General features: G+C 46.3%; 16 protein-coding genes. 7 read left to right on the top strand and 9 right to left on the bottom strand.

The features are described from left to right. Nucleotides 1–19 precede the first annotated feature (19 nt). Nucleotides 20–592 carry a hypothetical protein gene (locus AC1RR2_RS13555; protein WP_493222787.1) on the bottom strand — a complete coding sequence of 191 codons (573 nt, stop codon included), beginning with the start codon at nucleotides 590–592 and terminating at the stop codon, nucleotides 20–22. Nucleotides 593–777: 185 nt separating this feature from the next. Here AC1RR2_RS13555 and AC1RR2_RS13550 point away from each other — a divergent pair, with 185 nt between their 5' ends. After that, complete coding sequence (locus tag AC1RR2_RS13550) at nucleotides 778–1,458, top strand: heavy metal response regulator transcription factor (protein ID WP_493222786.1); 681 nt, start codon at nucleotides 778–780, stop codon at nucleotides 1,456–1,458. Then, a complete protein-coding gene (locus AC1RR2_RS13545) occupies nucleotides 1,455–2,921 on the top strand; it encodes a heavy metal sensor histidine kinase (RefSeq protein ID WP_493222785.1) in 1,467 nt (488 codons plus the stop codon). Before AC1RR2_RS13550 ends, AC1RR2_RS13545 begins: the two co-directional genes overlap by 4 nt. 385 nt (nucleotides 2,922–3,306) lie before the next feature. Here AC1RR2_RS13545 and cobO read toward each other — a convergent pair whose 3' ends face one another. The 3 genes from cobO to AC1RR2_RS13530 all read right to left on the bottom strand — a co-directional run bounded on the left by cobO (nucleotide 3,307) and on the right by AC1RR2_RS13530 (nucleotide 7,112). Further along, nucleotides 3,307–3,876 carry a cob(I)yrinic acid a,c-diamide adenosyltransferase gene (gene cobO, locus AC1RR2_RS13540; protein ID WP_493222784.1) on the bottom strand — a complete coding sequence of 190 codons (570 nt, stop codon included), beginning with the start codon at nucleotides 3,874–3,876 and terminating at the stop codon, nucleotides 3,307–3,309. 303 nt (nucleotides 3,877–4,179) lie between these two features. Beyond that, nucleotides 4,180–5,631 carry a M20/M25/M40 family metallo-hydrolase gene (locus tag AC1RR2_RS13535; protein ID WP_493222783.1) on the bottom strand — a complete coding sequence of 484 codons (1,452 nt, stop codon included), beginning with the start codon at nucleotides 5,629–5,631 and terminating at the stop codon, nucleotides 4,180–4,182. 221 nt (nucleotides 5,632–5,852) lie between these two features. Then, a complete protein-coding gene (locus AC1RR2_RS13530; protein ID WP_493222782.1) occupies nucleotides 5,853–7,112 on the bottom strand; it encodes an MFS transporter in 1,260 nt (419 codons plus the stop codon). A 193-nt stretch (nucleotides 7,113–7,305) separates the two neighbouring features. On the opposite strand from AC1RR2_RS13530, the gene AC1RR2_RS13525 reads away from it, so the two are divergent. Continuing rightward, nucleotides 7,306–7,686, top strand: coding sequence for a hypothetical protein (locus tag AC1RR2_RS13525; RefSeq protein ID WP_493222781.1), 381 nt, complete (start codon nucleotides 7,306–7,308; stop codon nucleotides 7,684–7,686). A 5-nt stretch (nucleotides 7,687–7,691) separates the two neighbouring features. Here AC1RR2_RS13525 and lnt read toward each other — a convergent pair whose 3' ends face one another. Both lnt and AC1RR2_RS13515 read right to left on the bottom strand, forming a co-directional pair. Then, nucleotides 7,692–9,266 (bottom strand): apolipoprotein N-acyltransferase, encoded by a 1,575-nt coding sequence (gene lnt / locus AC1RR2_RS13520; protein ID WP_493222780.1) that lies wholly within the window; start codon nucleotides 9,264–9,266, stop codon nucleotides 7,692–7,694. Between the two features lie 6 nt (nucleotides 9,267–9,272). Beyond that, nucleotides 9,273–10,154 (bottom strand): CorC family transporter, encoded by an 882-nt coding sequence (locus AC1RR2_RS13515; RefSeq protein ID WP_493222779.1) that lies wholly within the window; start codon nucleotides 10,152–10,154, stop codon nucleotides 9,273–9,275. 241 nt (nucleotides 10,155–10,395) lie between these two features. Here AC1RR2_RS13515 and AC1RR2_RS13510 point away from each other — a divergent pair, with 241 nt between their 5' ends. Next, nucleotides 10,396–10,725 (top strand): DUF1294 domain-containing protein, encoded by a 330-nt coding sequence (locus AC1RR2_RS13510; protein ID WP_493222778.1) that lies wholly within the window; start codon nucleotides 10,396–10,398, stop codon nucleotides 10,723–10,725. Nucleotides 10,726–10,996: 271 nt separating this feature from the next. Here the strand turns inward: AC1RR2_RS13510 and AC1RR2_RS13505 are convergent, their stop codons facing one another. Further along, nucleotides 10,997–11,479 carry a histidine phosphatase family protein gene (locus AC1RR2_RS13505; protein ID WP_493222777.1) on the bottom strand — a complete coding sequence of 161 codons (483 nt, stop codon included), beginning with the start codon at nucleotides 11,477–11,479 and terminating at the stop codon, nucleotides 10,997–10,999. A 197-nt stretch (nucleotides 11,480–11,676) separates the two neighbouring features. On the opposite strand from AC1RR2_RS13505, the gene AC1RR2_RS13500 reads away from it, so the two are divergent. The 3 genes from AC1RR2_RS13500 to AC1RR2_RS13490 are packed head-to-tail and all read left to right on the top strand — an operon-like array spanning nucleotide 11,677 to nucleotide 13,217. Then, nucleotides 11,677–12,264 carry a hypothetical protein gene (locus AC1RR2_RS13500; RefSeq protein WP_493222776.1) on the top strand — a complete coding sequence of 196 codons (588 nt, stop codon included), beginning with the start codon at nucleotides 11,677–11,679 and terminating at the stop codon, nucleotides 12,262–12,264. A 9-nt stretch (nucleotides 12,265–12,273) separates the two neighbouring features. After that, a complete protein-coding gene (locus AC1RR2_RS13495) occupies nucleotides 12,274–12,525 on the top strand; it encodes a helix-turn-helix domain-containing protein (protein ID WP_493222775.1) in 252 nt (83 codons plus the stop codon). Nucleotides 12,526–12,575: 50 nt separating this feature from the next. Continuing rightward, nucleotides 12,576–13,217: a hypothetical protein gene (locus tag AC1RR2_RS13490; protein WP_493222774.1), complete on the top strand. Its 642-nt coding sequence runs from the start codon at nucleotides 12,576–12,578 to the stop codon at nucleotides 13,215–13,217. Nucleotides 13,218–13,251: 34 nt separating this feature from the next. Here AC1RR2_RS13490 and ybeY read toward each other — a convergent pair whose 3' ends face one another. Continuing rightward, nucleotides 13,252–13,716: an rRNA maturation RNase YbeY gene (gene ybeY, locus AC1RR2_RS13485; RefSeq protein ID WP_493222773.1), complete on the bottom strand. Its 465-nt coding sequence runs from the start codon at nucleotides 13,714–13,716 to the stop codon at nucleotides 13,252–13,254. A gap of 11 nt (nucleotides 13,717–13,727) precedes the next feature. Beyond that, a complete protein-coding gene (locus tag AC1RR2_RS13480) occupies nucleotides 13,728–14,894 on the bottom strand; it encodes a PhoH family protein (RefSeq protein ID WP_493222772.1) in 1,167 nt (388 codons plus the stop codon). Nucleotides 14,895–14,926: the final 32 nt, after the last annotated feature.

Raw genomic sequence — 14,926 nt, 5'->3', positions numbered from 1 at the left:
GTATCATCCTATTATCTCCTCACGCCACAAAACCAGAACGCTGCTTGCGACGCCACATCGCAAAAGCCAGAGTCGCCAAGATCAACAGCACGACCGTCGCCAGTAGCCATTTCCACCAAGTCGAAAAACCAGATGAATGATCATGTTCATCTTCATGCAACTCAGTCAATTCGGGAATCTCCAAACTAGCCGTCATCACGTCACCCAAGTCACCTGCTTCCACGCTGATAGAAAAAGCATACTTACCGCTTTTCTCCAGCCAGCCCTTAGTCAAATCGAGGACATAGACGCCTGGACTACTTTGTTTTGCAATGGCTTTAAGCCCGCCGCTTTCCAACTCCAGTTTTGCATCGATCACGGGCTGGTTGTCGGCAAAGCGATCCAGATAGATAATCAGTTGCCGACCTTGCAGCAGCATCAGAAATTCAAAATCTTCAGTTTGAGCACTGGCACGCGGCGCGACTTGATTCGTCAAACCTGCCGGTGCAGCATGTTCATGATCATCCGCACCATGCGCATACGCGTCCTGGTTCAAACTAAAACTTGACAATACAAGTAGTAAAGAAATGATAAAAGCTGGCAGATACTTCAAAACGGACTCCTGCTCTGAAAAAATAGTAAATTCAATTCTGCGCCAATGCGCCCAACACCAAACTGACAGCAAGATTACAATTCTGTAATGTAGAGGCTATACCTTCTTGCTTAAGCAAACTTCGCGGGTAAAATTAGCAATCGCTAGTAGTAATCTACAAACCAACTCAATCCATTCGCGCCACAATGAAAATCCTGATAGTCGAAGACGAACAAAAAACCGGTGATTACCTGAAACAAGGTCTGACCGAATTTGGCTTCACGGTCGACTTAGCGCGCAACGGACTTGATGGCTTGCATCTGGCAAAAAATGGTGATTTTGATCTCATTATTTTAGATGTGATGCTGCCTGAACTCAGTGGCTGGCAAGTATTGGATGCGTTGCGCAAACATGGTCTGCAAATCCCTGTGCTCTTTTTGACCGCCAAAGATCAGGTCGAAGACAGAGTTAAGGGTTTGGAGCTGGGTGCCGATGATTATCTGGTCAAGCCCTTTGCTTTTTCTGAATTGGTTGCGCGGGTGCGTAGCTTACTGCGCCGGGGAAAAAATCAAATTGAATCTAGCGTCTTGCGCGCTGCCAATTTGGAATTAGATTTACTCAAGCACCGAGTAAGTCGGGATGGTCAACGCATAGAATTAACGGCAAAAGAGTTTTCTTTACTTGAACTCTTGATGCGCCGTCAGGGTGAAGTTTTAACACGCTCGTTGATAGCGTCGCAAGTATGGGATATGAACTTTGACAGCGATACCAATGTGATTGAAGTTGCGATGCGTCGCCTGCGCAGCAAAATCGACGATCACTTTGAACCTAAACTGATACACACTTTGCGTGGCATGGGTTATGTGCTCGAAGTGAAAGCACCATGATGCGTCATCTTGCTCAACTCTCACTGCTCTCAAAACTATCATTAACTGCGCGTTTAACGCTGTTTTTTACCAGTTTGTCTTGCGTAGTCTTGCTCAGTTTGGGCTGGCTGATTGGTGCGTCGATTGAAGACCATTTTAAAGAACAAGATCATCACGCCTTAAGTGGAAAATTAGAACTTGCTCAGCACATTATTGAACGCGTCAATAGCGAGCAAGATGTGCGCAATTTGGCGGATCAACTTGCTGATGCCTTGGTCGGCCATCATGATTTGGCGATCACTATCTTGGATAATCAAGGCAAAGTGATCTTATCCTCGGCGATGGTCGAGTTTCCAGCGCACTACTTACAACAGGCAAGAACGCTAAGTCGCTCGACACTGTTTTCTTGGGAATCCCAAGGAGGTCACTATCGAGGTTTGGTCGGCGTCTTTCCAACCAAGAATAGCCGCTATGCACCAATTACCGTGGCAATCGCAACCGATATCGCCCACCACCAAGAATTTATGGCGAGTTTTCGTAAAGCCCTGTGGTTATTTGTCTTCGTTGCGGCTCTATTAACCGGAGTTTTAGCTTGGTTCGCCGCCAGTCGTGGCTTGCGTCCCCTGCGCGTCATGCGTGAGCGCGCCGCGAGTGTCACTGCAAGCAAATTAGATCAACGCCTTTCACTGGAAGCAGTTCCGCCCGAGCTAGCCGATCTGGCACATAGCTTGAATCAAATGCTGGAACGCTTGGAAGAAGCATTTCAACGCCTGTCAGATTTTTCTTCTGATCTCGCGCATGAGCTACGCACACCGATCAGCAACTTAATGACGCAGACTCAAGTCTCATTGTCACAGGCGCGTGATGCTAGCAGCTATCGTGAAATCCTGGAGTCGAATGCCGAAGAATATAGCCGTCTGGCGCGCATGATCGCCGACATGCTGTTTCTCGCCAAGGCGGAAAATGGCCTTAGTCTGGTCAATCGCGAACAAGTCGATCTGGTGCGTGAGGTTCAGGATTTGTTTGAATTTTACGAAGCGCTGGCAGAAGAAAAACAAATACGTCTGTGTTTACATTGCCAAGCGGATCAAGCTGATCCAGGCGCAAACACTGAAGCAAGCAAGCAGCACTTCATCCTCTCCGGTGACCGCCTGATGTTACGCAGGGCATTGAGTAATATTTTATCGAATGCCTTACGACATACAGCAAAAGGACAAGAGATCACCGTCCATATCGAAGCCGATCCCAGCTTTCTGACTATGCGTATTTGCAATCCAGGACCAAGCATTCCAGAACCGCATTTACATCGCCTATTCGAACGATTCTATCGCGCCGACCATGCGCGCCAGCACGCTGATGGTGAAGGATCAGGGCTGGGACTGGCCATAGTACAAGCCATCGTGCTTGGACATCAAGGAACAATCAGTGTGCAATCACAAGATGATCTGACTTGCTTTACCTTGCAATTGCCACGCACTATTTAATGGCGATTGCAGGCTAATCCATACATACATATTGACCAAAGCCAGGCGCCTAGAGTGGCCATTGCTCGGTGCTTTCTATAGGGTGCATCCCATACTTCTGCCAATAGAGTAAAGCCCGTATCACGCCATCGTGCGTAATCGATGCTAGCGACGCCGTGGGAATTTCTGTCCAAAATTTAGCTTCCCAAATTCAAAAAAATCCAATTCAGTCATTTAGGTTGGTGATGTTGATTTGGGTCCAGCACTACTACTTCGCGCGCAAACAAAGAGCAAACCCATAAAGACTTCAACAGATAAACGATCAATACCAACCGAAAGCCTTAGAGCGCGCAGCACACCCATCAGCGATTGCGATTCTGGCAGCCACGTTCATTTCATTCTCAATTTAATCTTCGATACCACGTTGCGCAGGTATACCGGCACGGAAAGCATGTTTGACCAAAGTCATTTCGGTGACGGTATCGGCCAGCTCGATAATCTCTGGTGGGCAACGGCGCCCCGTCAAAACCACGTGCACCTCTTTCGGACGATGACGTAAAGTCTCAAGTACGTCATCCAGCGGCATCCAACCATAGATCAAGGGATAGGTAATTTCATCCAAAGTCACCATGAAAAATTCACCACTCATAATTGCTGCTTTGGCTTTCAACCAACCATCGCGAGCGAGCTGTGCAGAATGTTCCAAATCCTGACTTTTCCAACTAAATCCATCGCCCAATCCTTCGATAGGTAAACCCAGTTGTTCAAACATACGGTGTTCGCCAAAACGTGCGGTAGGCACTTTCATGAACTGAAAAATCTTTACCTGCTTGCCGCGCCCGAACGCGCGCAAGGCTAAACCAAAAGCGGCGGTACTCTTGCCTTTGCCATCGCCGGTATTAACAATAATGAGGCCACGCCGCTCGCCCTGCGCTTTGTCATATGGCTTTTCACTTGGTGGTGTTTCGATTTCCATTTTTTATCCAATCAAGAGTTTAATAAATTCGATTATGAAGCTAAGCCTTAAAACGCCTCAACGCCGAGGCGCCGAGACACCAAAAAAAGCGAAAAGAGAGAAAGTAAGATCCATCTTCGGCTCTCTCTGCGCCCCTCTGCCCTTCTGCGTCTCTGCGCTTATTCATGTGTCATCGACGAAAAATATCGCTTAAAACTGAGACCGCGATGAAGAAAATAAGCTCTGCGTGAATACAAGAAAAATGCGCCAACCTCGAACAAGGTGTGGCGCATTCTCGAAACAAACTCAGTTGGTCGGTGTGACTTACTGGCTCAGACGTTTCGCCAAGTCATACAAAAATTGCTGTCCTTCATACAGCGACTTCACTGGCAAACGCTCATTTAAACCGTGCGCATTGCTACCGTCTGGGTAATGAAAGATGCCGCTAACTCCATAAGTCCAGATGCCTGCATTATTCAAGAAACGTCCATCCGTGCCACCCGGCGACATCGTCGGCACCACCGGAATGCCAGGCCACATTTGATTCGTTAAATCTGTCACTGCTTTCATTAATTCAGGGTGCAACGGTTGTGCTGGCGATACTGTCGCGGTTCCTACTGGCGTGATTTTAATGTCAGCGTCGGCCACCACGGCTTGCAAAGTGGCTTGCGTTTGCTCCACGGTTTCACCCGGCAAAATACGGCAATTCACATTCGCTTGCGCGCGTTGTGGCAAGGCATTCGCGGCGTGTCCGGCATTTACCATGGTGGCGACACAAGTCGTGCGCAAACTGGCATTATAAAACGGCGTAGTGGCACTCAAACGCGCCAGGGCATCCGTATCCACAGGATCACGCAAAATGCCTTTCATATCAGCAGACAATTGCCCCGTCTCAAGCGTGGACATCGTTTCGAAAAAGCCGCGCGTCGTCGGCGTCAAACGGAAAGCGAAATCAAATTTACCCAAGCGCGATAAGCCATCGGACAATTTGTAGATCGCATTATCTTTGCGCGGCACTGAGCTGTGCCCGCCACTGTTAGTGACTTCTAAACTAAAAGTTTGAAAAATCTTTTCGCCGGCTTGTATGCCGTGACGCACTGGTTTCCCCGACTTATCCAGGGAGCCGCCACCACCTTCATTCAAGGCGATTTCGGCATCAATCAAAGCGCGGTGATTTTTGAGTAAATATTCAACGCCATTATATTTCGCTGGCACCAGTTCTTCGTCACAAGTTAATGCCAGAATCAAATCCCGATTAGTCTTTAATTGCTCTTGTTTGTAACGAATCATATTCGCGACAAAAATTGCCGCCATAGGTTTGTCATCAGAAGAGCCGCGTGCATAAAAGAAGCCATTCTCTTCTACCAGCTTAAAAGGATCGCGCACCCAGTCTTCACGTTTCGCCTCCACCACATCGATATGCGCTAACAAAAGCAAAGGCTTTTTCGTCGCCGGGCCGTTTGCCTTCAAACGTGCGATCAAATTCCCTTTTTTGGGGCCACCTGGCGGCACGATGATTTGCATTTCCGCATCGCTAAAGCCGCCCTTCTTCAAACGCGCTGCCATCGCTTTCGACGCTGCCGTACAGCTACCGACCGAATCCGTGGTGTTAATTTCTACCAGCTCTTGATAGATAGAACGCAATTGCTTTTGCTCTGTTGTTAGTGAAACTGGCGCCGCTGACGAAGATTGCGCGCAGGCATGCGCGGTGGCGAATAAAACCATAGCAGAAGCAAGGGCATTAGCAAGCAAAGAAAGTTTAGGACGAAACGGCATGGTGTAGCCTTTCTGAATTAGACATAGTTTTGTAAATGGAAATGCAAACGGCAATTAGAGCGACAAGCTCTGCTCTAGTTCCCTCAGACTTTCATTATCTACTAACTTTTGTCATATAAAATTCCCTGCTTCAAAAACATACAAGAAAGCGTCAAAAGAATTGACTTCTTTTGACGCTTTTTGGGTGGAGCTAAATTTCTTGACTTGGTCTGGCTTACGATTTATGCGGTAGCCAATGCTGATTGAGCAGATTGCACAATCTCTTTACGGAACTGGAAGTGCATCCATACCAAAGAGACGCACACTGTGCCATACAAGAGCATGAAACAAGAACTACGTACCCCAGTCAAATCAACCATCGCGCCAAACATAATCGGTAACACGAAGCCACCCAGTCCGCCAGCGAGACCGACCACACCGGAAACAGCACCAATATTATGTGTGTATTCATCCGAAATAAATTTGAATACAGAAGCCTTACCGACCGCCATCGCAATACCAACCACAAACAGGATGCAGGTAAAAATCACAGGTGTTAATGCAATGTTAAATGTTTGCGGTCCTGTCACTGTCTTAATGATGAATTCAGTCTGCGGGTAAGACAGCAAGAAGAAGGAAACCCAGCACACCCACATCACCCACCAGGTCACTTTATAAGCCCCATATTTGTCTGACATCCAGCCACCAAGTGCACGCAATACACCACCAGGCAAAGAAAAGCACGCAGCCAACAATGCTGCATCTTTCATATCGAAATTATATTCAGTGACGTAGTACTTAACCATCCATAAACTCAAGCCAACGTAGCCGCCAAACACCACGGAATAATACTGGCAATAACGCCAAACTTTCGGGTCTTTGAGCATTTTCAATTGCTCAGAAAAACTGACCGTGGATTTCACGTTGTGACTTGGATCGGTGGACGAAAATACCCAAAAAATTAATGCGGCCGCCAGCATCAACACTGCATAGACTTTGGGAACCATGACCCAACCAGCAGAAGCAATAATGGCTGGCGCGATAAATTTATTTACCGCAGCACCGGAGTTACCGGCACCAAAAATCCCCATCGCCAAGCCTTGGCGATCTTTTTTAAACCAACGCGCGACATAAGGTGTGCCGACAGAGAAAGAACCACCTGCCAGACCGACGAATAAACCCAAGACCAAAAAATGCCAATAAGCTGTCGCATAGCTGATCAAATAAATCGGTAAGACGGTACTGATCATGAGCAAGAACAAAACGATACGACCGCCAAAACGGTCGGTCCAAATCCCAAGCGGCACACGTATCAGCGAACCAGTTAACACTGGCATTGCAGTCAGCAAACCAAATTGGGTTTCATTTAAGCCCAAGGTCTTTTTAATTGGAATCCCGATCACACCAAACATCATCCAGATCGTGAAACAGATGGTGAAAGCTAGCGTACTGGCACCCAACACCGAATTGGCTTTTCCAGAACTATTTACCTGCGTAGTCATTATTTACTCCCTTAACTTTGATCAGTGCTACTAGCTTATGGGAGTTTCACAAAATGATAAATTCGTCTGAAGTAGGCAAAGGCGTAGGTAAATCAGACTAGGGATACGCCAAAAGAACTAGGCTGGATTTTTATGCTGGCGTTAAGAGTGTTAAACTGTCGCCTGTAAAACCTCTCCTCATAAGAAAATAACAATGAATCAAAATCTCAGCATCGACGAATACGACGCGCTAGAACAAATCACCAAATTAGCAAAAGGCGCACGCCCTAGCGCTTGCATAGCAAGGAACTCCAAACGTTTAGTCGGTATCAAATTGATTGCGCATCGTCGTGACGGTAGTTTTGAATTGACGGATACAGGGCGACAAGTTCTGTTTATCAAACAATGTATCGATGGACTACGCGCGATTGCGTCAAATCCTGATTTTGTTTTAAGTGGTCCGGTTGCGACTTTCCTCGGCAAGAAAGCGCATATAGAAGTCGATCCCGCAAGTGGCAAAAATGTGATCACCGAACGTGGTCGTGAATGCCTGGCCGACATCGAAGCGACCAAAGCAGTAGCAAAAAAAACTTAAAGACACTACTTCTTTAATTGCCGACGGCGCCGACCAGACAAGTAAGCGCCGAGCAAAGCCAAACCAGCAAGACCCGCCATCGTGCTATCGCCAAAACGTATATACGGTGTCAAACCCTGCATACCTTGGACATGACCTGTCAAGGTTCCCAAGGTCAAAGTGGGTAACTGCGCCACAATTTCTCCGCGCGCATTAATGATCGCCGTTGCGCCCGTATTGGTAGAACGCAACATAGGTCGCCCAGTTTCGAGACTGCGCATTTGTGAGATTTGTAAGTGCTGAGGAATCGCGATGGAGTCGCCGTACCAGGCCAGATTCGATACATTCAATAAAATACTGGCAGCACCTTGTGACGTGCGCGCTTGTGCCCGCAATTGCTGAGCGATTTCATCACCAAATAAATCTTCATAACAGATATTTGGCATAACGCTTTGGTCTTTCACCGGCATATTCGGCTGCAAAACCCCAGGGCTGGCAAATTCACCCAAAGGGATCTTCATCATATTCACAAACCAGCGGAAGCCATAAGGCACAAACTCACCGAATGGCACCAGATGATGTTTGTCGTAACGGTATACATTCGCCGCCTTCGCCGAGTAACCTAAGACGCTATTAGAATAACGATTATCACCATCATCGACCGCCACGCCTATAAACAAATGACTACCCGAGCGTTGAGCATAGTGTCGCAAGTCAGACAAAAAATCTTGTGGCAATTGCGAGCTTAAAATCGGTAAGGCGGTTTCAGGAACAGCGATCAAATCTGCCGCTTGCTGCGTCAGCATGCCATGATAGAGCGACAAAGTGCTATCGATAAATTCTGAATTAAATTTATTACCTTGATCAATATTGCCTTGTGCCAGACGCACGCTGATGGGTTGCCCTTGCAGCTCGGTCCATGCCACTTGGCGCAAACCAAAACCCGCCACCAGCACAGTAGCAATCAGACCCATACCAAAAACAAGTTTTTGACGCTGTTCCGAAAACAAGCTCAGAGCAATTGCGCCAGCAATCAATGCCACGACACCGCTCAAACCGTAAACGCCAAGCAACGGTGCAAGCCCGCCCAATGGACTGACAACATGGGCATAACCCAAAGTCAGCCACGGAAAACCAGTCATGAGGTAGCCGCGCAGGTATTCAAACAAGGCCCAGAGCGCAGGCAAAACAGCCAGTAACATCATGGTATTTGATAAATGCCAGCGTTGACGAAGGCTACGCGCTAACAACAAAGTGAAGGCGGAGAATAGCGACATATACGACGCCAGCAGGGCCAATGCGATCAGCGCTATTGGCCAAGCCATGCCGCCATAGCGGGTCATAGCGATCATGAGCCAACTGACACCGCCAAACATCATCCCAAATGCATAACCAAAGCCAAGTAAAAAAACCTGCTTCTTATTCCATTCTGGATGTGCGACAAAAAACAAAAACAAAACAGCCAGGCTAAAAAACTGCAGAGGCCATATAAAAAAAGGCGCGAATGAAAATACATTCGACGCCCCTAATAAGAATGCCACGAGGCAGGCTCGCGGCAATGAACTATTTTTTAACCAGGTATTCAAATTTAAAGTCAGCATGCCCGATTAGTCTTCCGAGCTATACATGGTGCTGCGCTTTTCAACCAAAATCATCTGTACTTGACGCGCATCGGCACGCAAGACTTCGAAATGCAATTGACCAATTTCAAACTCATCGCCCTTGTGTGGCACACGTTCCAAATGATTGGTGATGTAGCCGCCGACGGTATCGGCGTCCGCATCCGAGAATTCAGTGCCTATCACGTCATTAAATTGCGCAATTTCGGTCAAACCTTTGATACGCCAACGCTTACCATTGCCTTGATTTTCTAGAACGATAATATTGTCCTCTTCCTCATCGAAATCGTATTCATCTTCGATATCGCCGACGATTTGTTCTAGCACGTCTTCAATCGTGATTAGACCCGCAACCGCGCCATATTCATCGACCACCATTGCCATGTGATTGCGATTGGCACGGAAATCACGTAGCAAAATATTCAGACGTTTGGACTCAGGGATATACACAACAGGACGCAACATCTTGTGTACATCAAAACTATCTTCAGCGTAGTAACGCAGTAAATCCTTAGCGAGCAAAATACCGACCACTTTATCGCGATCACCATCGACGGCCGGGAAACGCGAGTGGGCGGTTTCCAGCACTTCTGGCATCCATTCGGCAATCGGCTTGGACACATCGACTACGTCCATTTGCGAACGCGGTACCATGATGTCACGAGCGGATAAATCGGAGACTTGAAAAACCCCTTCTATCATTGCCAGAGCATCGGCATCGATCAAATTACGTTCTTGCGCGTCGTGCAAAACTTCCAACAGCTCTTCGCGGTTTTCGGGTTCAGGAGAAATTAAGGCGGTCAATCGTTCAAACAATGACCTGTGTGGTTTAAGGTCAGATGGTCTGACCTTACTAGAGTGCTCTTGCATAATGGGCTTAACGCCGTTGTTTCAATCCTACAGGATACAACATCTGAGGCTATTTCCCAAATTTTGCTCGGCATTTATCTGGAAAACCACGTATCGCAATCGATTATCAAAGCCATTAGCACCAAACAAACGAAGAAATTTACTTTAAAAATTAAAGATAATTCAAATACTTATCGCAGCTATCTCACCTAAAATAAGCAAATTCACCTGAATCTCAATTTTCACAACCGACGACTTAATAATGCCTAACGCCGCCGCTCAGTTTCTAGAACATCACCCGCTCACGGTGTTCTTGATCGCCTATTACAGCGGCGTGAATCTTATCTGTTTCTCGCTGTACGGCTGGGATAAAGGATCTGCACGTGCGCAAACATCGAGAATCTCAGAGAGAACTTTGCATGGTTGGACTCTTGCAGGCGGTGCGCTCGGTGCTTTATGTGGGCAAGCTTGGTTTAGACACAAAACGCAAAAAGTTTTTTTCAGATGGTTTGCTTGGTTTTGTTTTGCTGTACATGTCGGACTACTTTTGCAGATTTTCAGTGTTACTAGAATTACTTCCATGACAAGGTAGTTCACACAGTTCTACTCGTTCGCCTTCAAGGCATAGGTATCTACACAAGTTCTTTTACGGGGAGAGTAAATAAGAAAGAGTAAGGCCTGTCATTCCTGCGTAGGCAGGAATCTAGCGGCATCCGTTGATCAACAAAAGACGCTGGGCTCCTGCCTACGCAGGAGCGACGGTAAATGGATTTTGCGCTTGGTTTGACTTGTGTCGATACTAATGTCTCTAAGGGAAGGCTGGAATGTTGATGGTAGTTTTCATTCTCCTACAACTCTGCCCACTAATAACGCAGCAAAGTATAACTAGGACTCGCATTTTTATTTAATGTCACAACAAACAAGCGATCATATTCATCATCCGCAACGGGTTTGACATCAGTAATCCCCAAGCCTTTCAAAATATCGAGCAAGGTGTTTGAATGCCCAACCACCAAGGTATTGGCCTCAGCCGTAAGTAAGCTTTTTCCAAAATTCAAAGACTCTTTCGCTGCATATTGGGTAGTCACTAATTGACGAGATTCAGCAGAAGGCGCAGCGGTCATTTGCGTACGTTGAAATTCGGTCACATAGACCTTCTTGATCTCCGCATCGCGCAACATCATCGCCAAATTCAACGCGCGTTGCTTACCTTTTAAACTCAATTGTGGATCACGACTCTCATCGACTTTTTCACCGTGGCGGACGATGAAGATGGTTTGTGACCAGGCGGTCGCGCTCAATTGACAGATCAGAATGAATAGCAATGCACGCAAAGTGTTTTTCATGTTTTTCTTTCTCAAGCTCGTTGTGGTTTTATGAGAGAACGCGTCGATCAACTGTAAGGGATTATAAGCAAAAGCACGATATGTCACAGTGAATATCTAAATTTCAATAAAAAAGTATCGCTAAACGATAAATTTCAATTGCTTTTCATTTTATTTATAATTAATATGGCAATACACATACATCACCGGAGAAAACTATGCAGTCAGAACGCAATCAACGTATTGCCGCATTTCGCAAGGTCAGTGGATATCTAATTTGGCTTTCAATGCCTTTACTTATCTTGTCTGGAGTCGGTGGTGTCATCGGACTATTTGTATTTCTGTTTTTTCCCACCGGGGACATTACATTAAATGCCTTGGCTGTTGAGATCGCAAACAACAGCGATGTCGTCAATTGGGCATTTCAAGCAAAAATGACATTCTTCACCCGTGTCGTATGTTTCATATTAGGTGCAACGCTCTTAGCTATGCTTCTTTACATACTGCTGCATTTTCAGAAATTGATTGACTGTTTTTATGATGGTGAAATATTCAACAAAAACGCAATTTCAAATGCACGCAAAGCCTTTGAAATGAATCTTTACCTCAACTATCTGATGTTAGGAACGCAAGTACTTTGCATCGCCTTAGTTTGGTCTCATTCCGATGCTGAAAATTTAAAGCGCCTAGGTTACTTAATGGCTAACTTCATGTCATTTATGATTAGCTTGGCTTTTTTTAGTCTGATTCTTTGGGCTCTAGAGATAGGAACAGACATCAACGAAGAAGCAGAACTCACCATCTAAGGAAACCGCATGTCCATCATTGTGAACTTAGATGTCGTACTAGCGCAGCGAAAAATGCGCCTCAACACTTTGGCGGAGTTAGTCGACATCACGCCACAAAATCTCTCGGTACTCAAATCTGGACGCGCGAAGGCGATCCGCTTTGACACACTGGAGAAAATTTGTCATGTACTGCAATGTCAACCGGGCGATATTTTAGCTTTTGACGGAAATTTATCTGACACTCAGGACGCGACTAATATCAAAGGAAATATAGCGTAGTTTTTCAAACCTCAACCTCTCTTCAATCTATCGAACAAAGGAAGCTCATGATGCCTAATCTACAGAAAACAGCTGGTCTTGCCGCTTTAAGTGAAGCCTTAATTTACGTCGTAACTTTTGTACTCTATGGCACTGCACTTGAGATGGCTGCAGGCCTGAATATGTCACAGAAATTGGCGTTTTTGGCCGATAAGCAAGGCGTGCTTTTCTTCAGCAATTTACTCGGCTATGTTATTTTTGGCGTTTTGCTAGCGATCTTGGTATTGGCACTCCACGATCGTCTGAAAAATGCAGGTACTCTGACGCAACTCGCCTCCATCTTCGGCATTTTATGGGTGGGTTTGGTGATCACTAGCGGTATGTTGGCAAACATAGGTTTGGGCGCCGTACTCAAATTAAGCCTCACAGAGCCAGAACAAACACGAGCGCTCTGGCTTAGTGTCACGACGATGACGGAAGCTTTGGGCGGTGGAAATGAAATCGTTGGGGGTATGTGGGTATTATTGATTAGCGCGGCAGGTCTCAGAACTAAATCCTTACCAAGAACACTCAACTATCTTGGCATTTTTGTCGGCGCCTTTGGTATTGCAAGCTGCTACCCCGCTGCGATCCTGACAGAAATATTTGGCATTAGCCAAATCATCTGGTTCGGATTTCTTGGTATTGCTTTGCTGCGGCAACGCCAAGTTTGATCGTTCAAAAAAATTTAAATTTCAAAGCCGGAAATCAAGATTCTGCGTAAGGATTCGACAAGCCCAAACCGGCCAAAATCTCGATTTCCAAAGCTTCCATCTCTTCCGCTTCTTCATCCGTTTCGTGATCATAGCCTTGTGCATGTAAGACGCCATGCACGACTAAATGTTGTGCGTGTTCGAGTACGGTTTTCTTTTGCTCTTGGGCTTCTTTTTCCAGCACATCAGTACACAGAATAATATCAGCTTGCGTCACTTCTGCATCGCTGTCTTCGGTGTACGCGAAGGTCAATACATTGGTCGCATAGTCTTTGCCACGATAGTCGCGATTGAGTTCTTGCCCTTCTTCAGCATCAACGATACGTAGCGTTAATTCTGCAGGGAAGAACAAAGCAGCTTGTATGGTTTTGCGCAATAAAGGACGCGTTAATACGTCTTTCAAACGCTCGTCGGCGTATTGCACGGACAGTGTTAATTTAGGTTTGGAACTGGTTGCCATAATTCTCTACATTATCTGCGTCGGGGTTTATTCATTGCAGTTGCATGCTTCAAGCTAACGATTTCTGCATCTTGTTGATCTTGATGCTGAGTCGCTTCTTCGTAGGCATCCACGATGCGACCCACCAAAGGATGACGCACTACGTCGACGCTGGTGAATTGATTGAAGGCGATACCGCGCACATGACGTAAGACTTGGCAAGCATCGACTAAACCGCTCTTTTGATGACGCTGCAAATCAATCTGCGTAACGTCGCCCGTGATCACGGCTTTGCTCCCAAAACCTATGCGCGTCAAAAACATTTTCATCTGTTCCGGCGTCGTATTTTGCGCTTCATCCAAAATGATGAAGGAATGATTTAAAGTGCGACCACGCATATAGGCCAATGGCGCGATTTCTATCACCTGCTTTTCAAACATTTTTTGGGTGCGATCAAAACCGAGCAAGTCGTATAGAGCGTCATACAAAGGGCGTAAGTAGGGATCGACCTTTTGCGCCAAATCACCAGGCAGAAAACCCAAGCGCTCCCCCGCTTCTACCGCTGGGCGCGTCAGCACAATACGTTTGACGGCATCACGCTCTAAAGCATCGACGGCACACGCCACCGCCAAATAAGTTTTGCCGGTACCAGCCGGTCCAATACCAAAAGTAATATCGTGTTCAAGTATCGCTTTCAGGTAAGTATTTTGATGCGGTGTACGGCCGCGCAAGTCGCTGCGACGGGTTTTAAGTATAGGGCTTTCTAAAGCCTCTTCTACTTCTACCGGTGCGACTTCTTTAACTTGTGTTTTTGATGCAGCGTTCGCCTTGGAAGCGTTTTTTGTAGCACGACGTTTTACCGTGACTGGTTCTTCAGATTCATCTTCTGGGGCAAAGCCTGTCTCTACTGTCTTTTGCAAACTACTTGCCGCGCGTTGTTCAACTAAAGCTAATTGCACTTCATCGATGGTGATGATTTTCTTCGCCTGCGCATAAAATTTTTCGAGTAATTCCAAGCCTTTTTCAGCATTGTGTCCACTCACAATAAATTTCTCGCCACGACGGAAAATACTCAAATCTAGTGCAGCAGAAATTTGCCGGAGATTTTCATCTAATGGGCCGCACAAATGCGCAAGCCGCAAATTGTCTAAGGGCTGAGGAACAAAATACAAAACTGGAACTGGCGTTTTCGTTTTCAAAATTTTTATTTTCTAAAATAAATCTAGGTCGA

The organism is Undibacterium sp. GW821-FHT11H02 (assembly GCF_058808015.1).
The sequence above is the reverse complement of the archived record's forward strand: the minus strand, read 5'-3'. Positions and strand labels throughout refer to the sequence as shown.